The organism is Komagataeibacter diospyri (assembly GCF_006538165.1).
Taxonomy (GTDB): Bacteria; Pseudomonadota; Alphaproteobacteria; order Acetobacterales; family Acetobacteraceae; genus Komagataeibacter; species Komagataeibacter diospyri.
This window is the reverse complement of the sequence record NZ_BDLU01000029.1, coordinates 49576-70527: the sequence shown is the minus strand read 5'-3', so window position 1 is coordinate 70527 and position 20952 is coordinate 49576. Positions and strand designations below refer to the sequence as shown.

The window sequence follows — 20952 nt, the reverse complement described above, 5'->3', positions numbered from 1 at the left end:
CTCCATGCGCGCGATGCGGTTATGCGTTTGTCATCATGTATGGGGGAGGGGACGTTCAGCCCTGTTCGGACCGCTCCATGGCGGCCATGCGGTGCAGGCGGGCGGTCTGGGAAAACCCCCGCATTTCCTGTGCGATGCCCTGACGCTCCAGCCGCCGCAGGCCCGTGGCGTAGCCGATTTCCTGTTTCAGTTGGCCCAGCAGCATGTTGGTGCGACCGCTAAGCATCGTCTTGAAACGATCCATGTCAGACCTTTCATCCAATGGAAAGAATGCTGCGCCATGCGCATGTCAGACAACAGCATGATGCATATGTTCATGCAACAATTAATGCATATCTGACAGACAATTAATGCATAGGGTCTGCCGTTGCGCCTGCCACATGACCCGTCCGGCCACGCCCATGGCCGTATTTCGCCCCTGCGCCAGCCACCATCGTATGTCCGGTGCCCATTGCGGGACGACTGGCACGCGGGACGGTTCCATGTCATTATTTTATCGAAATAATAATTTTGGAAAGTACCCGATCAATGCGCAAAGTCGTGGCCCTGCTTGCCGTTACGGCCCTTCCGGTCCTGCTTCCCCCCATGGCGCTTGCCGATGTGATGCCGCACCCGCAGGCGGATGCACAGGCGCTGGACCTTGCGGAAAAGGCGATCGCGCTGCGCTCGGTCGCCGGGCCGGACAACAGGACGGCGGACGTGGCCAAACTGTTCAGCAAGGCACTGGTGGCCGGTGGTTTTTCCAAAAAGGACATTCAGATCGTCCCGGTGGGAAAAACCATGTACATGACCGCCACGTGGCATGGTACCGACCCGTCGCTCAAGCCGCTGGTGGTGCTGGGCCACATGGACGTGGTGGAGGCGAAACCCGCTGACTGGAAGCGTGATCCGTTCACTCCGGTGGTGGAGAACGGCTACCTGTTCGGTCGTGGGGCCACGGACATGAAGCTGGATGATACGCTGGCGATTGCCTCCCTCATCGAACTGCGGCGCGAGGGTTATAAGCCGAAGCGTACGATCATCCTTGCTTTCTCCGGGGATGAGGAAACGGACATGCACAGTGGTGCTGCTTTGGCGGACAAGCTGTCTGATGCGGGCATGGTGCTGAATGTCGATGGCGCTGACGGCGTGCTGAACGAACAGACCGGCAAGCCGGAATATTTTGCCTGGGCAGCGGCGGAAAAGACCTATGCCGATTACGAACTGACGGTGACCAACCCCGGTGGCCATTCGTCCGAACCCCGGGCCGACAACGCGATTGCCGAACTGTCGGCGGCTCTGTCGCGCATCCAGAAATACCAGTTCAGGCCGGAGGAAAATGACATTACCCGCGCCTATTTCGAAGGGGCGGCAAAGCTGGAGCCGGGCAGGCTGGGGACGGCGATGAAGGCGTTCGCCGCCAACCCGGCGGACCGGAAGGCAATCGCAACCCTGTCGGCCGACCCGTCCATGGTGGGCAAGATCGGGACGACCTGCGTCGCCACGATGGTGAACGGGGGCCATGCGCTGAACGCCCTGCCGCAGCGGGCGACGGCCAACATCAACTGTCGCATCTTCCCCGGCCATTCCAAGGCTGACATCATGGCCGAACTGCAGAAGGTGATTGCCGACCCGAACGTGCAGGTGCGTGACGTTTCGGTCGGGTCATCGGTCGCGACCGACGCCTCCCCGATGGATAAGGGCTTCGTTGACGCGGTGAACAAGGCGATCCACGGCGTGTATCCCGGCCTGCCGGTCATCCCGTCCATGGAGGCGGGGGCGTCGGACAACATGTGGTTCCGCGCCCATAACGTGCCCAGCTATGAAGCCAGCCCGCTGTTCATCAAGCCGTCGGAAAACTTCATGCATGGCCTGAACGAACGTACGCCGGTGGCCGCCATTGCGCCGGGCGTGGACTTCCTGCTGTCCATCATTCCCGACCTGTCCAACTGAGAGTATGTTCCAGACGCCGCCTTTGTTTCAAAAAGGCGGCGTTTCCCTACGCTTTCCCATACACCTGCAGCGGGTCATGCCCGGGAAAGGGATGCGCGCCTGCGCCCCGGTGATGGCTAACCTGCGTGGGGCAGGATGCAGGCCTGCCGTGTTTCTGATAGGGCAGGGACAATGTCCCGAACCATGCAGGAAGCCGTAATGCCGACAACTGTTCTTTATTCGCCTGATGATGTGCGCAGGCTGCTTGCCAGTGGCGACGCGGTCGTAATCGATGTGCGCGACCGCAAGGATTTTGACGCGGGTCATATCCCGGGTGCGGTCAACATGCCCGACATCTTTACCTATCTCGCGGAAACCACGCAGGACGGGCTGCATATGCTGCAGCAGACATTCGCCAGTCTGTTCGCGGATTACGGGCTGGATGGAAAAAAGACCGCCATCGTTTACGAAGATGCCCTGCACACCCGCTATGGCGCGTCATGCCGGGGTTACTGGATCCTCAGTTACCTCGGTTATCCCGCCGTCGGTATCCTGGATGGCGGACTGAGCGCATGGCGCAGAAGTGGCGGGGCACTGACCACCGAAACCGTCACGCCCGCGCGCACCACATTCCCGCTGCATATCAATGCCGGTCTCATGGCCACATATGAAGATGTGCGCGCGGCCCTGGGATCGCCCACGGTCAGGCTGCTGGATAATCGTGACCGGGTGGAATGGCTGGGTGAAAGCTCGTCGCCGTATGGCGTCGATTTCGCCCCGCGCAAGGGACGCATGCCCGGTGCGGTGTGGATCGAGTGGTATGACTTCATGAAAGTCACCGACAACCACGCTGCCTTCCGCAGCGCCGATGAAATCCGCGCCCTTGCCGCCAGCCGTGGCCTGCGGCCCGATGATGACATCATCATTTACTGCTTCAAGGGCGCGCGGGCGGCCAATACCTATGTCGCGCTGGCATCCGCCGGTTTCAGTCGCCTGCGGATTTACATGGGTTCGTGGAACGAATGGTCCCGCAATCCCGCCCTGCCGATCGAAGATGGTCTGCCCAAGGCTGCGGCCCCGTATCGGGAACGCCAGGCGTAACTAGAAGGTGTCCTGCTGGGCAAAAGACGCTTTTGGCGAATCTTTTTTCAACAAGCTTCAGGAAATGCCGTCCTTTTCTCCAAAGGCGGCGCCCTGAAACTTTTATCAATGTGTCATTTTAAGGCGTCGGAACACACCCACGATTACTGATGGGGGACGGTGGGGCTGTCGGACGCGGCCCATGTCGGGCTGGTGACGGTGCGGGCAGTGTCTGGCGCGCGGCTGGTCAGCAGGTACCATGCAACGGCCCCCAGCACGATGGCCCCACCACCCATGACCGCCCCGGTCGGGCGTTCGCCATAGAAAAACCAGACCCATAACGGGCCAAGGGGAACATCCAGCATCGAGACGAAGCCAGCCTCGCCCGAGGAAATCAGCTGTCCGCCCTTCAGCAGCAGCATATAGGCCACCCCCATCGTCAGGATACCGAACAGGGCACAGGCCAGCAGGGACTGGAACGACGGGATATCAGGCCGCATGAAAGGAACGGCCACCAGCATGCAGATCCCTGACATCAGGGTGATGATGATGGTCATGTCCAGCGATGGATACCGCTTCACCTGTACCAGCTGTGTTGCGAAACCAATTGTCATGATTACGGCCGCGCCAATCCCCAGCAGGTCGCGCGGGCCTGCCGCCGCCCGGCCCATGATGGCAATGCCCGCGATTGCGATACCGCCCGCCACAAGAAAACGCATGGTGACCCGTTCGCGCAGCCAGATGAAGGCAATGCCCGTGGTGATGAAGGGCAGGGCGGCATAGATGATCATGACATTCGCTACGGTCGTCATCCGCAGGGCCATGACATAACAGATGGCCGATACCACCGACACGGCTACGGCGCATGCTCCCGGCCATCCCTGCCGCAGGATGACGCGGCCAAGTTCGCCCCGGTAATGCACGACGGCAAAGCCACCGAGCGTCACGAAGGAAAAGAACGATCGCCATGCCACGATGGTCCACGTGTCCAGATGACTCATCCGCACAAACAGGCCCGCCGTACTCCACAGCACGGCGGACAGTGCAACAAGGAAAATGCCGACAGTGCGGCTGTGAAGGCGGTCCATGACGGCTCCGAAGGCGGCTGCGCGTCACATATATCCGATGATGATATGGGCAGCTATTGCGAAATCGGAACATTCTGGCATGCCAACCTTGTCCGGGTGGCATACATCGCGGGCCGGTGGCGCAGATCCGTGGGACGGCATGGCAATCTGCCGAACCGCTGCCCTGGAAAGAGACGCCGGGCGCAGGCGGATGGCGCTCATGATAAATTATGATATCGTAATGACTTCGATGCCAATATCGGAAGGACCGGGCAAAGTGTACATACGGAATTCGTTATACGTGATCGCCTGCCTTGCAACCGCGATGCCCGCAATGGCAGCACCCGCCGGCCAGCCCCTGCGCGCTGCGGTCACCGCATCCACCCGTACCCCCGATCTGGTGGCACGCGACGGGGCACGGCATCCTTACGAACTGCTTTCGTTCTATGGTGTCACGCCACGTGCCACAGTTGTGGAGATATGGCCGGGCGGTGGTTACTGGACTGAAATCCTCGCACCGCTGTTGCGGGACAAGGGCATCTATTACGCCGCGATGGGCGTGCCGGACGGGACGGAGGTCGAGCGTGAATATGCCGACTGGCCCGCGGCGATGAAGGCCCGTGTCGATGCGCATCCGGATCTTTATGACCGTATTCGTTATACGGAGTTCGGGCATGCCCACCCGGATCTGGCGCCAGCGGGCACCGCCGACGTGATCCTGACCTTCCGTAACCTCCATAACTGGATGCAGGACAAGGATACGCCCGAGTTGCTGGCGGCTGTTCACAGGGCACTCAAACCCGGCGGCATCTTCGGTGTGGAAGATCATCGCGCCCGCCCGACCCGGCCGCAGGATCCCGCAGCGGAAAGCGGATATGTCCGGCAGGATTACGCGATTGCCCAGATCGAACGTGCCGGATTCAAGCTTGTCGGCGCGTCGGAAGTCGCGGCCAATCCCAAGGATACGACGGACTGGCCAAAAGGTGTGTGGACACTACCGCCCACCTATGCGCTGGGGGCTGTCGATCATGCGAAATATCAGGCGATTGGCGAAGGCGACAACTTTGAGCTGAAGTTCCGCAAGGTCGATTAGGGACTGCAAGCAACAGACATGACGGCAGCCTGTACATGTATTTTCGGACAGGACTGTCATCCAATCTTTTGCCGGGGCCGTACTTTCGATCAATAAGACAGGCCAGCATACAGGCTGGTCGGTTACGGCCGGGGGCAGGGCGTCGGCTATGGCAAGCTGCCGGTTGTATCCGTCGTGACGGGGGTGGTCGGGAAAGGCAGATTCGCGCAGCGGGTCAGGCCGGTGCCGTCATGACCGGGCTGCCTGCCCTGGGTGGACAGTCATGGCGGCCAGCGAAAAGGCCAGCATACCCATGGGCGTCGTCATATATGCTGACCGCACCACAAACGGCAGGCACGAAGCGCCGCAACAAAGGTCACCTGTTATCGTTTAGAACAGGAGAGTGCTAAAAGCAGGGGAATATGGATTGCCAAAACAGCTTGCAACAGGGCCGGATGATGGTCCTGAAAAAGTCTAAAAATGTAATGAAAATCAATCCTAACGCAGATGGTAGCGGTGGACGGATTTGAACCGCCGACCAAGGGATTATGATTCCCCTGCTCTACCGCTGAGCTACACCGCCATCGCGTTAGGATGAGTGCGGAATACCCGTGCTGTTGGGGCAAGTCAACCCGTGTTTTGAAAACGGGGATGATAAAGGCCCGAAAACCCCATCGATTTGTCACGCACCCCCATCAGGGGGTACTACTGGTGGCCCCGCCCATAATCCGCGAATAACCCGAAAAGGCTGCGCACCCTTCGTGAAAACAGAATTCCTGGCACTCCTGACCAAGATCCGGCACCTCTTCGGGTGGCTGCCGGGGCTGCTGTCCTCCATACTCATGCTGTGCGTGGCGGGACTGGTCGCGGAGATGTTCAGCCGGTTCATCACGAAACTGATCCTGCGCATACCGGGGCAGAAGCGCGGGGCCTTCGTGCGTTCCTTCACCATGGCCATGCAGCGCCCCGTGCGCATCATGCTGGTGATCGTGTTTGTTGGCACGGCACTTCCGGTGTCGGGCCTGCCCTATGACATCATGCAGGCCACCATGCATACGCTGGTGGTGCTGTTCGTGCTGATGCTGGGTTATGCGGCCGTGGTCGCCACGCGCATCCTGTCCGATGCGTATCTCAAGCGGATCAATGGCAAGGATGACAAGGACGACATCCTGCTGCGCACCCACATGACCCAGGTGCGCGTGCTGCGGCGCACGACGGACCTGCTGATCGGGCTGCTGACCATAGGGGCTGCGCTGATGACGTTTGAGCCGGTGCGGCAGTACGGGCTGAGCCTGTTCGCGTCAGCCGGTGCGGCGTCACTGGTGGTCGGTCTTGCCGCGCGTCCGCTGCTGACCAACCTGTTCGCGGGCATGCAGATCGCCATGACACAGCCCATCCGCATGGAAGACCTGATCATCATCAATGGTGACTGGGCGTGGGTGGAAGAAATTACCTCCACCTATGTCGTACTGCGGGTATGGGACTGGCGGCGACATATCGTGCCGATTTCGTATTTCCTTGAAAACACGTTCCAGAACTGGACCCATAATTCGGCAGCCCTGATTGGCGTAGTGTTTCTGTATGTGGATTTCAACGCGCCCATGGACCGCATCCGTGAACGCCTGCGCGAAATCGTGCATTCCGCCCCGTTATGGGATGGCAAGGAATTTGCGGTGCAGGTTGCGGACTGCAATGCCCATGTCATGACGATCCGCGTGATCGCAAGTGCCCGTTCGGCCATGCAGAGCTGGGACCTGCGGTGTGAAATCCGTGAACAGATCCTGGCCTTCCTGCGCGATGAATGTCCCGAGGCCCTGCCGCGTGACCGCATATCGCATGTGGCATCTGTATCGGGGCTGGATGTGATGGGGGATCCGGGCATGCTGTCACCGCCCGTCAAGCGTCCGCCGCCGGGTGCCTATATGGGGCCACGCAGCGGCACGAGCGGCGGGGGCATGAGCATGACCGATGGTGGACAGGGTCACGGCTGACCGCGTCCGGAGCCTTGGGATATAAAGAAGTTTCTGAAGAAGCTTTCTTGAAAAAGATTCGGGAAATGCCGCCTTTCTGAAAAAAGGCGGCACCCGGAAACGTTTATCAGTCTTCAGAAGGACAGGTAAGCGAATGCGGCCCCACCGGCCACGATGCAGTACCAGCCAAACGGGCGCAGCGCCCAGTCTTCATGATCGCGGAAATAACGCATGAGGATACCGGTGCACACCAGAGCCACGACAGCGGCCACGATGGATGCGATGATCGCCATGTGCATCTGTTCGGGCTGGGGCGGGGCATGGCGCAGCTTCAGCGCCTCCAGCACGGTGGCGGCCAGTATGACCGGCTGCGCCATGAGAAAGGCGAACCGCGCCGAATTTTCATGCGACAGCCCACGCAGCAGGCCACCGACGATACACGCCCCCGAACGCGACAGGCCGGGAAAGAACGCCAGGCACTGGAACAGGCCGATCACCAGCGCCTCCCCAAACCCCAGCGAGGCTAGCGAGCGGTTGCTGGCGGGCAGCAGGCCTGCGCGCATCCGGTCCACCAGCAGCAGCATGATGCCGTTGAGTGTCAGGAAAACCGCTGCATACCGCGCCGTGCCGAACAGGCTGCGGATGGCATGTTCAAACAGCCCGCCAATCAGCACGGCGGGAATGGTGGCGACAATCAGCAGCGCAAGGATGCGTATGCTGTCCATCTGTATGGTAACGCCATGGCGGCCTGCGGCCCCGGTGAACAGCGCCACCCAGTCGCGCCAGAAAAAAACCAGAAGGGCCACGCACGTGCCCAGATGCAGCATGACGAGCAGGGGCAGGAACATTTCCCCATGCAGGTCAACGGGCCAGTGCAGGATGGCGGGCACGATGGCGGCGTGCCCCAGACTGCTTATGGGAAACTGTTCTGTGGAACCCTGAATGATTGCAATGATAATAGCTTGGATGAGTGTCATTGTCCGCCCGTCCATGACGCAGTAGGATGAAAAGATAAGGCAAGGCATAGCGCCGGTTTCCCATCGCCCGGCATTGCGGCGGATTTCGGGATGGCGTGTCGCCGTATCGGGCAGGGAGCCATCATGGCAAGGCAGAGAAGTGGCGCGATCATATCCAGCGGGCTTGTCCTTCTGGTTGCGGGAGGGTTCTGTCTGTACGCCCGCGCTTCACAAAGCGGCGGTACACGGGACCGCTACCCTGTCATGGCGCGCTTCGTTTCGGCAAACGGGCTGGCGGTCGGGGCCAGTGTGGACATGGACGGCGTGCCCGTGGGGCGCGTGACCTCCATCGCGCTGGACCCGACAACCTACATGGCCAATGTAGGCTTCACGCTGGACCGTACATTGTCGCTGCCGGACGATACAACCCTTTCAATCGGCAGTCCGACGCTTACGGCGGACACCGCCCTGCTGGTGCAGCCCGGGCAATCCGCGGACAGGCTGAAGCCCGGCGCGGTCATTACAAATACGCGTGAACCGCTCAGTCTGGAACAGCAGGTCAGCAATTACATCTTCGGCAATGGTGGCCTGCCCAGTGACTGAGGGGGCAGGCCGGTCCGCTCAGTCATTCAGCGGGTAGGACGCCATAAGCCTGCGCTGGCGCAGCCACGCGCGCAGCATCGCCATCGCCCCGCTGCTTTTCCATCCCTCACGCCGTTTCTTCGCGCCGATGCGGAAGGTCTCTCGGTAATGCATGAACTGCGTCATGTAAGCATCGCGCAGGGTGGTGCGGGCATCCCATATATGGGTGGCCTCGGACCCCACACCATTGATTTCGATGATCTGGAAATCCTTGCCCTTGCGCAGGGATGCAAGGCTGCGGGCCTTGGCGTCGATCCGGCCGAAATGGAAATCGGGAATGTCGCGCATGATGGTATTCACCCGCGCGCGCAGTTCGGGTGTTATGTCCACCGCGCGGTCATGGAAGATCGAGCCCTTGCAGTGATTGCCCGCGAACACCAGCGGCAGTGACTGTCCCGCCGGCGGGACTTCATGCAGGCGCGCCGCCAGCCGTGGCAGGTAGATGTGGGGGACAAGGCGGGTGCGGGGATCGGCGTGGATCAGTTCCTCCACCGTGGAAGTGCCATCGCCGGTCAGGCACGGGACTTCCTTGTAGGTCAGGGAGGTGATGCGGCCTTCCGCCTCGTCAGGGTGGCGGATGTAGAACAGCCCGACCTCATGCCCGTAGGGGATCAGATGCTGCAGCATGACCGGCACGTCGCGGCCAAAATCGGCCAGTCCCGCGCGCAGGCTGTCTTCGTCGCGCATGATGCGCACGCCGGTGCCATTGCACCCGATATCGGGTTTGAGCACGACGGGAAAGGACAGGCCCGCACCCTTCATCGCCGCCAGCGCGCGCGGCAGGTCGTCATGCCCCGTGGTCAGCACGGCATAGGGGGCGATCCATTCGCGCGCCACGTCGCCTGCCATGTCCAGGATCGAGCTTTTGCTTTCCCCGCACAGGCCACCGGTCTCGATACGCGGATTGGCCGCGGTGGGCAGGCTGAAATCGCGGTGCCACAGCCCCAGAATGATCCAGTACAGCACGATGGGGGTATAGAAGATCCATCCTGGCCAGAATTCAAACGCGGAAACCGTGGGGGTCCCGGCCTGCTTTGCTGGTCCGCTGTCAATGGCTGTGGTTACGTCGGTCATCGGGTCTCATTACTTTGCAAACGTGCGATCATGCGGCTGATCAGGAATATGGTCAGGATGAAACCGGCCATGCCGGCCCATTTCCATGTCCCCAGGTGATCGATCAGGAACTGTCCCACCTGCAGCGAGACAAGGAACAGCATGGAGGTCCATATCAGGGTCGCCAGCACCGCCGCGATACAGAACAGCCCGAACCGCGCGCGGAAGAAACCACACGCGGTGTAAAGCGGCAAGCGCGCGCCGGGTACGAAGCGACTGATGAACACGATGCGGAACACGTTGCGGTCGAACCACTGCCCTTCCTGCGCGCCGCCGGGCAGGGTGATCCATTTCCGCGCCGGGGGCCACAGGGCCGCCAGCCTGCCCATGCCGTACAGTCCCATGTCGCCTACGACAATGCCGATATACAGCGCCACCAGCGCCACCGTGACATCGACATGCCCGGTGCGTACCTGCATGGCGGTCATGATGGTTGCCGCGTCTTCCAGTATGAAGGTGCCGATGATGATCGCCAGCCCCTGCATGAAAGGCGACGCCCCGGCCGCCATGAGATAGGCGGTCAGCGTGGGCATGCGCGCAGTTCCAGCGTGTCCCGACCGTGCGGGATGGGAAAACCGTAACTACGCAAGCAAAAGCCCTTCAGTCGGCCCGGCATGCGGGCATGGGAAACATTGGCCATGAGAGGCCAACGGGAAATGACGACGGGCGTTCTTGTGACATGCTTCGCCTGCCGTCACAAACGCGAAATTGTGTCGCAGCGTGTACATGGTCATGCCTGTGCCATGCGCGGGCGGCCCAGACATTGACGTATACGCAAGTCAGACATTGAAACGGGCGCAAGGCCGTGGCACAGCATCTGGAATGCTTGTACGTCGCCGCCTTCTTCATGCCGCCGCCGCCTCTCTTGCCGGGGCTGGCGCCTCATGGCTCGTGCCCGCGCGCGCGGCGCACCATCCGGGCAGGGGCGCACCCGCCACGGCGGGCGGTGATTACGCCACGTTTCTGGCCACCGTGCGGCGCGATGCGATTCGCCAGGGGCTGACGGCCGATGCCGTGACCCGGGCGCTGGCGCTGTCCGCGCCGAACATGCAGGTCATACAGCGTGACCGCAACCAGCCCGAATTCCACCTGACATGGGCGCAGTACCGCGACCGCGTGCTGACCCAGCGCAAGATCGCGGATGGCCGTGCGGCCTTCGCACAGCAACGTGCGATTCTGGAACAGCAGGTGCTGACCCGGTACGACGTGGCCCCCGGCGCGGTGATGGGCATATGGGGGCTGGAATCGGGCTATGGCGCGATTACGGGCAAATTCGCGGTGGTGGACGCGCTGTGCACCCTGGCGTTCGAGGGACGGCGCGCGAAATTCTTCCATGACGAACTGTTCCACGCGCTGGCGATCCTTAATGCAGGCGACATTACCCCCGAACTCATGACCGGCAGTTATGCCGGCGCCATGGGGCAGCCGCAGTTCATGCCCTCGGCCTACGCGAAATACGCCGTTGATATCGATGGCGACGGGCGGCGTGACATCTGGCATTCCGTGGCGGACGTGTTCGGCTCCATCGCCAACTACCTTGCCGGGTCCGGCTGGGTGGGAGGCGAAAGCTGGGGGCAGCAGGTGATCGTGCCCGACACTGTGGCGCAGTCCACGCTGGGCCGCACCCAGACCCGCACACTGGCGGAATGGATGGCGATGGGCGTGCGGCAGATGGGTGGCGCGCCCTTTGACCGCCCGACCGATACCGGTGCCGTCCTGCGCCCCGACGGGCCGGGGGGCGAGGCCTTCATGGTCTATCGTAATTTCGCCGCGATCCGTCGCTACAATCCATCCGATTTCTATGCGCTGGCCGTTGGCCTGCTGGGGAACGAAATCGCGTGACGGACCCTGTCACGCCAGTCGTGGCCGCGCGCCCGGCTGGGACCTACCGGACCAAGGATGCAATGCACACCCGACGTTTTCTTCTGGCTGGGGCCACCAGCCTTCTTGTATCCACCCCGGCATGGGCTGCGGGCCGCCGTCGTCATCCCGCCACGGCAACGCCTGCCGCGGCCGAACCCGCGATACCGTCATCCCCGGCCAACAGCCTGATCGGCCCGATCGACACCATCGCGCGGTGGGCGTGCATTGTCGATTACACCACGGGGGCCGTGATACTGGAGAAGGCAGCGGATGAACGCATGCCGCCGTCCTCGCTGACCAAGATGATGACGGCCTATGTCGTGTTCAGCATGCTGCGCGCGGGCAGGCTTACGCTGGAACAGACGCTGCCGGTCAGTGAAAAGGCATGGCGGATGCAGGGGTCGAAAATGTTCGTGCCGCTGCGCGGGGCCGTCGCGGTGTCCGACCTGATACAGGGTATGGTGATCCAGTCGGGCAATGATGCATGCATCGTGCTGGCCGAAGGCATCGCGGGGTCGGAAGACCAGTTCGTCAGCATGATGAACGCGCAGGCGGCGCAGCTGGGCATGACCAACAGCCATTTCCTCAACGCCACAGGCTGGCCCATGGACGGGCACTACATGTCCGCGCGGGATGTCGCGACCATCGCCATGCACCTGATCCATGATTTTCCTGAATATTATCACTTCTTTTCGGAACGAAGCTTCACCTTCAACAAGATAACGCAGGAAAACCGCAACGCGCTGGTAGTCCGGGGTGTGGCCGACGGGCTGAAGACCGGCCATACCGACGCCGGTGGCTTCGGCCTGTGCGCCAGCGCCGAACGCGGCGGCAACCGCGTGGTCATGGCCATCAACGGCCTGCCCAGCAGCAACGCGCGCGCCAATGAGGGCGAGCGGCTGTTTGAATGGTCATTCGTCAATTTTGAAAATGCGACCCTGATCCATAACGGCGCGGTGGTGGACAACGCCCCGGTATGGCTGGGGCAGGCGCCCACCGTACCGCTGGTGGCAACCCGTGACGTGACGCTTACGCTGCCCCATGGCTGGCAGAACCGGGTGCATGTCGGCGTGGATTACCGCAGCCCCGTGCCCGCGCCGGTCGTGGCGGGGCAGCAACTGGGTGAAATGGTCATTACCAATACGGGGCTTGCGGAAATTCGCATTCCGCTGGTCGCGGGGGCCGCAGTGCCACGGCTTGGGCTTATGGGCCGTGCCTCGGCCGTGCTGGGTCGCAAGCTGGGACACGGCTAGGCCATGTCCGGGCTGTTCATTACGTTTGAAGGTGGCGAGGGAGTGGGTAAGTCCACGCAGGCCCGGCTGCTGGCCGATTACCTGCGTGGCCGCGGGCTGGATGTGGACCTGACGCGCGAACCGGGGGGCACGCCGGGGGCGGAGGCCCTGCGCGACTTCCTGCTGTTTGGCGGCCACGACCTGTCATCCCGGGCCGAGGTCATGGCCCATTTCGCCGCCCGCGCCGACCATGTCGACCGGCGCATCGCCCCGGCGCTGGCTGCGGGAAAGGTGGTGATATGTGACCGCTTTACCGATTCGACCGAAGCCTATCAGGGGCATGGGCTGGGCAATGGCGATCCGGTGCTGCTGGACATGATCGCCCGGTTGCGCGCGCTGGTGCCCGCCGTACCCGACCTGACCCTTGTACTGCAGGTGCCCCCGGCCATTGCCGCCGCCCGCATGGCGGAACGCGCCAATGGCCGCACCGACCGGTATGAAGCACTGGATACCGCGTTCCATGCCCGTGTCGCGGCAGGGTTTGATATGATTGCCCGGCGCGACGCCACGCGGTGCCGCCGCATTGACGCCAGTGCGGCAATGGATGCGGTGCAGGATGACATCCGCACGGTTGTGGCCCCGTACCTGAAACGGGCGGACAATGCCTGATCCACGCGCCAGCCGCCGCCTGCTGGGGCATGACGGGGCGTGGCAGGAATTCCTGTCGGTCATCCGCACCGGCAGGCTGCACCATGCCTGGCTGCTGACCGGGCCGGAGGGAATTGGCAAGGCCACCATGGCCTTCATGATGGCGCGTACCCTGCTGGGCGCGCAGGACCATGACAGCCCTGTGGGCCGCCGCGTCACTGCGGGCACGCATGCCGACCTGCTGGTGATCGCGCGCGGGGTGGATGAAAAACGCCACCGCCTGCGCCGTGAAATCGTGGGCGATGACATACGCCCCATATCCGCCTTCCTGCGCCGTACGGCGGCGGAAGGGGGCTGGCGCGTCGTGATCGTCGATGGCGCGGAATACATGAACCGCACGGCGGCCAACGCCATCCTGAAGATCCTTGAGGAACCGCCCGAACGCGCCATCCTGATCCTGACCACGTCGGTACCCGGACGGCTGCTGCCCACCATACGCAGCCGTTGCCGGGTGCTGACCCTGTCCCCACTGGATGACGCGGCCATGCGCGCGGTGCTGGCGGACATGCCATCCCCCCCCGCGCCGGACCAGATCGCGCGCATCCTGCCGCTGGCCCACGGCGCACCGGGACGGGCGCATGACCTGCTTGCGGGAAATGCCGCGGAACTGGCGGAAATCGTGGCGGGCGTGATGGATGGCACGGTAGGGGAAGGCGCCGGATATGACATTGCCGAACAGGTGACCCGGCGTGAAAATGGCTTTAGCGTCTTTTTCGATCTGCTGTGTGATGCCATATCAGACAGGACGCGTGCCCTTGCCCTCGGTGCGGAGCAGGGGCGTGAGGGGGATCCGCTCCCGGCCCGACTGGCCCTGCTGTGGCAGGACATGGTACGGCTGCGCGCGGAAACCGAACAATTCAATCTGGATAAACAGCAGGCGTTGCTTACGGCGCTTGCGCGGGTGAGTGGAATATGACACGGCGCTATTACGTCACAACACCAATCTATTACGTGAACGGGGCGCCGCATATTGGCCATGCCTATACATCGGTCGCGGCCGATGTGATCGCGCGTTTCAAGCGACTGGCAGGATTTGAGGTCTTTTTCCTGACCGGAACGGACGAACATGGGCAGAAGGTGGAACAGGCCGCACAGGCGGCGGGCATGACCCCCATTGCCTTTGCCGACCGCGTGGCCGCCGATTTCCGTGACATGTACGACAAAATGGCCATCTCGTACGACGACTTCATCCGCACCACCGAACCGCGTCACACGGACGGTGCGCAGGCGCTGTGGAAGAAGCTGGAGGAAAACGGCCACATCTACCTTGGCGCGTATGAAGGCTGGTACGCCACGCGCGACGAGTGCTTCTATGGCGAGGAAGAACTGATTGACGGCCCGGACGGGAAGAAGGTGGCCCCCACGGGGGCCGCCGTGGAATGGGTGAAGGAGCCGTCGTATTTTTTCGACCTGTCCAAATTCGGCGACAGGCTGCTGGAACTGTACGAAACCCGTCCCGGCTTCATCGAACCCGCCAGCCGCCGGAACGAGGTGGCGAGTTTCGTGAAACAGGGCCTGCGCGACCTGTCCATCAGCCGCACCAGCTTCAACTGGGGCATTCCCGTGCCGGGCGACCCGAAGCATGTGATGTATGTGTGGGTGGATGCGCTGGCCAACTACCTGTCCGCCGTGGGCTATCCGGACCAGACGGCCCCGCGTTGGGATTTCTGGCCTGCAAACCTGCATCTGGTGGGCAAGGACATCCTGCGTTTCCATGCCATCTACTGGCCCGCGCTGCTGATGGGGGCGGGGCTGGAACTGCCGGAGCGCGTGTTCTCGCACGGGTGGTGGACCATCGAAGGCCAGAAGATGAGCAAGTCGCTGGGCAACGTGGTGGACCCGCGCGACCTGGTGGCGGAATTCGGCCTGGACCCGATCCGCTTTTTCCTGATGCGCGAAATGCCTTTTGGCGGTGACAGCGATCTCAGCCGCCGCGCCATCATCTCGCGCATGAATGTCGAACTGGCCAATGACCTTGGCAACCTTGCCCAGCGCACGCTGTCGCAGATTGCGCGCAACTGTGACGGAAAGCTGCCGCCGCAGGGCACGCATACGCCCGAGGACACGAAGCTTCTGGCCGCCGCCAGCCTGCTGCCGCAGATCATGCATGAACAGATCGACCGGCAGGCCCTGACCGACGCGCTGGAGGAAGTGTGGAAGGTCATCCGTGCCTGCAACGCCTATATCGACCATCAGGCGCCGTGGAAGCTTAAGAAGACCGATGCCACGCGCATGGGGGACGTGCTGCGCGTGCTGGCCGATGCGCAGCGGACCATAGCGACCGTGCTGCAGCCCTACATGCCCGGCAGCATGGATAAAATGCTGACCCAGCTTGGCGTGCCGGAAAATGCGCGGGATTTCGCATCCCTTGATACACCGCTGCCAGCAGGGTGCGCGCTGCCCGCGCCGCAGGGCATCTTCCCCCGCCATGTCGAACCGGAGGCTTCATGACCCGTACGGGACTGACCGACTCCCACTGTCACCTCGACCATTTTTCTGATGAGGAAATGCCCGAAATCCTGGCCCGCACGCGGCAGGCCGGGGTGGATGGCATGGTGACCATCGGCACCCGCCTGTCCCGCGCCGACCAGCAGAAGAAGCTGGCGACGCTGGATACGCCCGACCTGCGGGTGTGGTGCACCATCGGCACCCATCCCGACCATGTGGATGAGGAAGTCCTGCCCGACGTTGCGGAACTGGTGGCAATGGCCGATGACCCGCGCGTTGTGGGTATCGGGGAAAGCGGGCTGGACTATTTCCATGGGCAGCCCGACATCCGGCCAAGGCAGCATGAAAGCTTTCGCGTGCATATCGATGCGGCGCGGCGCACCGGCCTGCCGCTGGTGATCCACACGCGTGAAGCCGATGACGACACGCTGGGCATCCTGCGTGACGAGACCACGCGGAACGGGGCATTCCCGTTCCTGATTCACTGCTTTTCATCCGGGCCGGACCTTGCGCGCGGTGCGCTGGAACTGGGGGGGTATATCAGTTTCTCCGGCATTGCGACGTTCAATCGTGCGCAGTCGGTGCGTGACGTGGCCAGGGACGTGCCGGACGACCGGTTACTGGTGGAAACCGATTCGCCCTACCTTGCCCCGGTACCGCGTCGTGGCAAGCGGAACGAGCCGGGATACGTGGCCTATACCGCCCGCGTCCTGGCGGAACTGCGCGGGATGGAAGACGCCGCATTCGCGCAAATGACCACCCGCAATTTCAGCCGCCTGTTCAGCCGGGCGGTCTGACGTATGGAAATGATCATCCTTGGCTGCGCCGGTTCCGCTGGCGTGCCCATGCTGGGTGGGCCGGACGGGGCAGGGGACTGGGGCGAATGCGACCCGAATGAGCCGCGTAACCGCCGCTCGCGCTCATCCGTCATCATCAGTGACGGGCCGGGGCGGGTGCTGCTGGTCGATACGGGGCCGGACCTGCGTGACCAGTTGCTGGCGCAGCGTGTCAGCGTGGTGGATGCGGTGCTGTACACCCATGCCCATGCCGACCATATCGCGGGACTGGACGAACTGCGCACCATCAACCGCATCATTGGCGGTGCGCTGCCGGTTTACGGTACGCGGCAGGTGATGGATGAAATCAGCCTCCGCTTCGATTATGCGTTTCGGCCATGGACGCCGCCGCATATCTTCCGCCCCATACTGGATGTCAATCACGTGAGTCTGCCGTCCACCGTCGTGATGGCGGGGATGGACGTTCAGGTTTTCGGCCAGTGCCATGGCAAGACCGAAACGCTGGGCCTGCGGGTGGGGCCAATGGCCTACTGCACCGACGTGGCCGAAATGGATGACGCGGCGCTGGATACGCTGCGTGGTGTCGATACATGGGTGGTGGACTGTTTCCAGCGTGATGCCCATCCGTCCCACGGGTGGCTGGCACGGGTGCTGGAATGGCGCGACATCATCCGGCCGCGCCGCACGGTGCTGACCCATATGGGGCCAGACATGGACTGGGCGTGGATGCAGGCCAACCTGCCTGATGGGGTCGAGGCCGCGTATGACGGGCTGCGCCTGTATGCTGGATGAAAGATAAAAGTTTTCGGGTGCCGCCTTTTTTCAAAAAGGCGGCGCTCTGTGACGTTCGCTGAAAAACGCTTCACCAGAAACGTCCTGATGATTGCAGGCCGTTTTGCCGCGTTTGCGCAATAAAAGCGCGCCGGACCCGCGCGTAATGCTTGCCAGCGCCCGATTAGCACCCTAAGAGGGTGCGCCAACGGTCGGTGACCCGAGGCGCGGGGTAGCCGCCATCTGCTGACGAGGCCCCTGCATCATGTCTTCCATCCCCAAAAACACATCCGCCCCCCGGCTTGAGGACCGCATCCGCGAAGCCCTCGCCTTTGATGACGTGCTGGTTGTTCCCGACGAATCGAATGTCCTGCCGTCGCAGACATCGACCAAAACCCGGCTGACCCGCAAGATCACGCTGAACATTCCGCTGATTTCATCCGCAATGGATACCGTGACCGAGGATAGCATGGCCATCGCCATGGCGCAGAACGGTGGTCTTGGCGTCATTCACAAGAACCTGACGATCGAACAGCAGGCCGAGCAGGTCCGCCGCGTCAAGCGTTTCGAATCGGGCATGGTGGTCAATCCCGTCACGGTCTATCCCGACCAGACGCTGGCGGAAGTGAATGCCACCATGTCCCGCCACGGGATCAGCGGCCTGCCGGTGGTTGAACGCGAAACCAACCGTCTGGTCGGTATCCTGACCAACCGTGATGTCCGTTTCGCCACCGATCCGGCACAGCGCGTGTATGAACTGATGACACGCGAAAACCTGGTGACCGTGCGCAACAACGTGGACCGTGACGAAGCCCGCCAGCTGCTGCATCGCCACCGGATTGAAAAGCTGCTGGTCATTGATGATGAAGATCGCTGCATCGGCCTGATTACCGTCAAGGACATGGACCGCGCGGTGCAGTACCCGCAGGCCAACAAGGACAGCCTTGGCCGACTGCTGTGTGCGGCGGCGACCGGCGTGGGGGACGACGGTGTGGCGCGTGCGCGCGAACTGATCGCGGCGGGCGTGGACGTGGTGGTGATCGACACCGCGCATGGCCATTCGTCAGGCGTGCTGAAAAGCATCGAGCGCATCCGCGCCATTGAAAACGATATCCAGATCATTGCCGGTAACGTCGCAACACCCGAAGCGGCGCGTGCGCTGATTTCCGCTGGCGCTGACTGCGTGAAGGTGGGCATCGGCCCGGGGTCGATCTGCACCACGCGTGTTGTCGCTGGTGTGGGCGTGCCGCAGTTTTCCGCCGTTATGGAAACCTCTGCCGCGTGCCACGAACTCGATGTGCCCGCAATCGCCGATGGCGGGGTGCGGACCTCGGGCGATATCGTCAAGGCGATTGGTGCGGGCGCCGACGTGGTAATGGTCGGCTCGCTGCTGGCCGGCACGGAAGAAGCACCGGGCGAGGTGTTCCTGTATCAGGGCCGGACCTACAAATCCTATCGCGGCATGGGCAGCCTTGGCGCCATGTCCCGTGGCTCGGCCGATCGCTATTTCCAGCAGGATATCAAGGACACGCACAAGATGGTCCCCGAAGGGATCGAGGGGCGCGTGGCCTACAAGGGCGCGATGGGTGCCGTCATCCACCAGCTGGTTGGGGGGCTGCGCGCGGGCATGGGTTATACCGGGTCCGCCACCATTGCCGATCTGCAGCAGCGCGCGCGCTTCCGCCGCATTACGGGTGCGGGCCTGCGTGAAAGCCACGTGCATGACGTGTCGATCACGCGTGAAGCCCCCAACTACCGGCAGGACTGATCCTGCCGGTTCCATGACAGTAACGGTTCCATAATCCATGACACCCAGCGCACGGCTTTCCGCCGCCATTGACCTGCTTACCGCGATGGAGGCGACGCCGCAGCGGCCTGCCGATGCGCTGGCCAATGCCTTTTTCCGTGAACGGCGGTATATTGGCGGCGGCGACCGCCGGGCCATTTCGGCCCGCGTGTGGTGTATCCTGCGACACTGGCGCAGGCTGCACTGGTGGATCGAACGCGCCGGCATGCAGCCAACGCCCCGTCTGCTGGCGCTGGCCATGATGGCGCTGGACCAGCAGGGGCGTGAAAATCCCGATGACCTGTTTACGGGTGAACGCTATGCCCCGCTGGGCCTGACCGGGCCGGAACGGCGGCTGTTTGACCAGATTCGGGGGCAGGCGCTGACCCATCCCGACATGCCGCGCGCCGTCAGGCTGGAGGTGCCGGACTGGCTGCTGCCCCGTCTGGAACGCACCTTTGGTGATGGGCTGGAAACGGAACTGGCTGCGATGGAAGGTGAGGCGACGCTGGACCTGCGCGTCAACCTGCTGAAATCCGACCGTCCCACCGCGCGTGCCGCGCTGGAAGCGGACGGCATCCGGGCCGAAGACACGATCCTGTCACCATGGGGCCTGCGGGTCGCGGGCCGTCAGCCCGTGACGTCATGCGCCGCCTTCCGCAGTGGCATGGTGGAAATACAGGACGAAGGCAGCCAGCTGGTTGTCGCCGCCGTGGGCGCGCGGCCGGGCATGCGCGTGCTGGATTACTGCGCGGGTGCTGCGGGCAAGACGCTGGGCATGGCCATGACCATGGAAAATCGCGGTCATATCGTGGCATGCGACGTATCCGAACCCCGGCTGGAAGGAGCGGTGCGCCGCCTGCGCCGCGCGGGCGTTCACAATGCCGAGCGTCATCTGCTGGTCGCGGGCGACCGCTGGGCACGTCGTCGCAGCGGCAGTTTCGACCGCGTGCTGGTTGATGCGCCGTGCACCGGCACCGGCACGTGGCGGCGCAACCCCGATGCGCGCCTGCGGCTGCGTGAACAGGATCTGCTGGAACTGACCGCCAAGCAGGCCGACATCATTGACCGCGCGGCCAGCCTTGTCCGTCCCGGCGGGCGCATGGTCTATGCCACGTGCTCCGTCCTGCGCGAGGAGAACGGAGACCAGATCGCGGCCTTCCTTGTGCGTAATCCCGCCTTTTCCATGGTGACGCCCGATGGGGTGGACGATGACCTGCCGCCGGGACTGGCGGTGGAAGGCCAGGTGCGCCTGACACCGCGCCAGCATCATACGGACGGTTTTTTTGCGGCCATCGTGCAGCGCGATTCCTGACATGACATGCCTGTTGCGGCGTATTTCGAAATGCCCCGTGACAGGCGTTTTGGTGGCGTCTTTTCAGGAAACGGCGGCCTGCCCTGATGCTTTCTGAAAAAAGCTTTACCAAAAACCTCTTTGTAATTTGCGCGGCGTCTCATAGGCAGGTTTTTTGAGACAGTCTCTTGGATAATTAAGAAAAACCACACGCCAGAACCGCATTCCAGGCCCATGACACG

At 62.7% G+C, this 20952-nt stretch carries 19 protein-coding genes and 1 tRNA gene; 14 read left to right on the top strand and 6 right to left on the bottom strand.

What is annotated here, in order from left to right; genetic code table 11:
• Positions 1–55: 55 nt before the first annotated feature.
• Complete coding sequence (locus MSKU9_RS05250) at positions 56–244, bottom strand: CsbD family protein (protein ID WP_193557639.1); 189 nt, start codon at positions 242–244, stop codon at positions 56–58.
• 284 nt (positions 245–528) lie between these two features.
• Here MSKU9_RS05250 and MSKU9_RS05245 point away from each other — a divergent pair, with 284 nt between their 5' ends.
• Positions 529–1932 (top strand): M20/M25/M40 family metallo-hydrolase, encoded by a 1404-nt coding sequence (locus MSKU9_RS05245; protein WP_141260289.1) that lies wholly within the window; start codon positions 529–531, stop codon positions 1930–1932.
• 171 nt (positions 1933–2103) lie between these two features.
• Positions 2104–3012: a sulfurtransferase gene (locus tag MSKU9_RS05240; protein ID WP_141260288.1), complete on the top strand. Its 909-nt coding sequence runs from the start codon at positions 2104–2106 to the stop codon at positions 3010–3012.
• 143 nt (positions 3013–3155) lie between these two features.
• Here MSKU9_RS05240 and MSKU9_RS05235 read toward each other — a convergent pair whose 3' ends face one another.
• The gene (locus tag MSKU9_RS05235) at positions 3156–4079 is read right to left on the bottom strand and encodes a DMT family transporter (protein ID WP_227000832.1); all 924 of its coding nucleotides are present in this window, start codon (positions 4077–4079) and stop codon (positions 3156–3158) included.
• Between the two features lie 280 nt (positions 4080–4359).
• On the opposite strand from MSKU9_RS05235, the gene MSKU9_RS05230 reads away from it, so the two are divergent.
• Positions 4360–5151 (top strand): class I SAM-dependent methyltransferase, encoded by a 792-nt coding sequence (locus tag MSKU9_RS05230; RefSeq protein ID WP_227002381.1) that lies wholly within the window; start codon positions 4360–4362, stop codon positions 5149–5151.
• 487 nt (positions 5152–5638) lie between these two features.
• On the opposite strand, the gene MSKU9_RS05225 is transcribed toward MSKU9_RS05230, so the two are convergent.
• A tRNA-Met gene (locus tag MSKU9_RS05225) sits at positions 5639–5713 on the bottom strand.
• A gap of 178 nt (positions 5714–5891) precedes the next feature.
• On the opposite strand from MSKU9_RS05225, the gene MSKU9_RS05220 reads away from it, so the two are divergent.
• Positions 5892–7121 (top strand): mechanosensitive ion channel family protein, encoded by a 1230-nt coding sequence (locus MSKU9_RS05220; protein WP_141260287.1) that lies wholly within the window; start codon positions 5892–5894, stop codon positions 7119–7121.
• Between the two features lie 113 nt (positions 7122–7234).
• Here MSKU9_RS05220 and MSKU9_RS05215 read toward each other — a convergent pair whose 3' ends face one another.
• Positions 7235–8077, bottom strand: a complete 843-nt coding sequence (locus MSKU9_RS05215) for an undecaprenyl-diphosphate phosphatase (RefSeq protein ID WP_141260286.1) — start codon at positions 8075–8077, stop codon at positions 7235–7237.
• 123 nt (positions 8078–8200) lie between these two features.
• Between MSKU9_RS05215 and MSKU9_RS05210 the strand changes: the two genes are divergently transcribed.
• Entirely contained in the window at positions 8201–8659 is a 459-nt protein-coding gene (locus tag MSKU9_RS05210; RefSeq protein WP_141260285.1) for an MlaD family protein, read from the top strand.
• Positions 8660–8677: 18 nt separating this feature from the next.
• Here MSKU9_RS05210 and MSKU9_RS05205 read toward each other — a convergent pair whose 3' ends face one another.
• Positions 8678–9772: an ATP-grasp domain-containing protein gene (locus MSKU9_RS05205; RefSeq protein WP_141260284.1), complete on the bottom strand. Its 1095-nt coding sequence runs from the start codon at positions 9770–9772 to the stop codon at positions 8678–8680.
• The gene (locus MSKU9_RS05200) at positions 9769–10344 is read right to left on the bottom strand and encodes a DedA family protein (RefSeq protein WP_141260283.1); all 576 of its coding nucleotides are present in this window, start codon (positions 10342–10344) and stop codon (positions 9769–9771) included. Before MSKU9_RS05200 ends, MSKU9_RS05205 begins: the two co-directional genes overlap by 4 nt.
• 289 nt (positions 10345–10633) lie before the next feature.
• Between MSKU9_RS05200 and MSKU9_RS05195 the strand changes: the two genes are divergently transcribed.
• The 9 genes from MSKU9_RS05195 to MSKU9_RS05155 all read left to right on the top strand — a co-directional run bounded on the left by MSKU9_RS05195 (position 10634) and on the right by MSKU9_RS05155 (position 20731).
• On the top strand, positions 10634–11653 hold the full coding sequence (locus tag MSKU9_RS05195; protein WP_193557638.1) for a lytic murein transglycosylase: 1020 nt from the start codon (positions 10634–10636) through the stop codon (positions 11651–11653).
• Positions 11650–12927 (top strand): D-alanyl-D-alanine carboxypeptidase family protein, encoded by a 1278-nt coding sequence (locus MSKU9_RS05190; RefSeq protein WP_141260282.1) that lies wholly within the window; start codon positions 11650–11652, stop codon positions 12925–12927. The genes MSKU9_RS05195 and MSKU9_RS05190 overlap by 4 nt, the downstream gene beginning before the upstream one ends.
• 3 nt (positions 12928–12930) lie before the next feature.
• Positions 12931–13575 carry a dTMP kinase gene (gene tmk, locus MSKU9_RS05185; RefSeq protein ID WP_141260281.1) on the top strand — a complete coding sequence of 215 codons (645 nt, stop codon included), beginning with the start codon at positions 12931–12933 and terminating at the stop codon, positions 13573–13575.
• Complete coding sequence (locus tag MSKU9_RS05180) at positions 13568–14530, top strand: DNA polymerase III subunit delta' (protein WP_141260280.1); 963 nt, start codon at positions 13568–13570, stop codon at positions 14528–14530. The genes tmk and MSKU9_RS05180 overlap by 8 nt, the downstream gene beginning before the upstream one ends.
• Positions 14527–16065 carry a methionine--tRNA ligase gene (metG, locus tag MSKU9_RS05175; protein WP_141260279.1) on the top strand — a complete coding sequence of 513 codons (1539 nt, stop codon included), beginning with the start codon at positions 14527–14529 and terminating at the stop codon, positions 16063–16065. The genes MSKU9_RS05180 and metG overlap by 4 nt, the downstream gene beginning before the upstream one ends.
• Positions 16062–16859, top strand: a complete 798-nt coding sequence (locus MSKU9_RS05170) for a TatD family hydrolase (protein WP_141260278.1) — start codon at positions 16062–16064, stop codon at positions 16857–16859. The genes metG and MSKU9_RS05170 overlap by 4 nt, the downstream gene beginning before the upstream one ends.
• A gap of 3 nt (positions 16860–16862) precedes the next feature.
• Complete coding sequence (locus MSKU9_RS05165) at positions 16863–17651, top strand: MBL fold metallo-hydrolase (protein WP_141260277.1); 789 nt, start codon at positions 16863–16865, stop codon at positions 17649–17651.
• Between the two features lie 244 nt (positions 17652–17895).
• A complete protein-coding gene (gene guaB, locus MSKU9_RS05160) occupies positions 17896–19398 on the top strand; it encodes an IMP dehydrogenase (protein ID WP_141260276.1) in 1503 nt (500 codons plus the stop codon).
• Between the two features lie 37 nt (positions 19399–19435).
• Positions 19436–20731 carry an RsmB/NOP family class I SAM-dependent RNA methyltransferase gene (locus MSKU9_RS05155; RefSeq protein WP_141260275.1) on the top strand — a complete coding sequence of 432 codons (1296 nt, stop codon included), beginning with the start codon at positions 19436–19438 and terminating at the stop codon, positions 20729–20731.
• The last annotated feature ends 221 nt before the right edge of the window (positions 20732–20952 follow it).

Bases quoted from the DNA above. Each gene is read 5' to 3' on its own strand.
- MSKU9_RS05250 (WP_193557639.1), bottom strand. From the start codon at position 244: ATGGATCGTTTCAAGACGATGCTTAGCGGTCGCACCAACATGCTGCTG.
- MSKU9_RS05245 (WP_141260289.1), top strand. From the start codon at position 529: ATGCGCAAAGTCGTGGCCCTGCTTGCCGTTACGGCCCTTCCGGTCCTG.
- MSKU9_RS05240 (WP_141260288.1), top strand. From the start codon at position 2,104: ATGTCCCGAACCATGCAGGAAGCCGTAATGCCGACAACTGTTCTTTAT.
- MSKU9_RS05235 (WP_227000832.1), bottom strand. From the start codon at position 4,079: ATGGACCGCCTTCACAGCCGCACTGTCGGCATTTTCCTTGTTGCACTG.
- MSKU9_RS05215 (WP_141260286.1), bottom strand. From the start codon at position 8,077: ATGACACTCATCCAAGCTATTATCATTGCAATCATTCAGGGTTCCACA.
- MSKU9_RS05210 (WP_141260285.1), top strand. From the start codon at position 8,201: ATGGCAAGGCAGAGAAGTGGCGCGATCATATCCAGCGGGCTTGTCCTT.
- MSKU9_RS05205 (WP_141260284.1), bottom strand. From the start codon at position 9,772: ATGACCGACGTAACCACAGCCATTGACAGCGGACCAGCAAAGCAGGCC.
- MSKU9_RS05200 (WP_141260283.1), bottom strand. From the start codon at position 10,344: ATGCCCACGCTGACCGCCTATCTCATGGCGGCCGGGGCGTCGCCTTTC.
- MSKU9_RS05195 (WP_193557638.1), top strand. From the start codon at position 10,634: ATGCTTGTACGTCGCCGCCTTCTTCATGCCGCCGCCGCCTCTCTTGCC.
- tmk (WP_141260281.1), top strand. From the start codon at position 12,931: ATGTCCGGGCTGTTCATTACGTTTGAAGGTGGCGAGGGAGTGGGTAAG.
- MSKU9_RS05180 (WP_141260280.1), top strand. From the start codon at position 13,568: ATGCCTGATCCACGCGCCAGCCGCCGCCTGCTGGGGCATGACGGGGCG.
- metG (WP_141260279.1), top strand. From the start codon at position 14,527: ATGACACGGCGCTATTACGTCACAACACCAATCTATTACGTGAACGGG.
- MSKU9_RS05170 (WP_141260278.1), top strand. From the start codon at position 16,062: ATGACCCGTACGGGACTGACCGACTCCCACTGTCACCTCGACCATTTT.
- MSKU9_RS05165 (WP_141260277.1), top strand. From the start codon at position 16,863: ATGGAAATGATCATCCTTGGCTGCGCCGGTTCCGCTGGCGTGCCCATG.
- guaB (WP_141260276.1), top strand. From the start codon at position 17,896: ATGTCTTCCATCCCCAAAAACACATCCGCCCCCCGGCTTGAGGACCGC.
- MSKU9_RS05155 (WP_141260275.1), top strand. From the start codon at position 19,436: ATGACACCCAGCGCACGGCTTTCCGCCGCCATTGACCTGCTTACCGCG.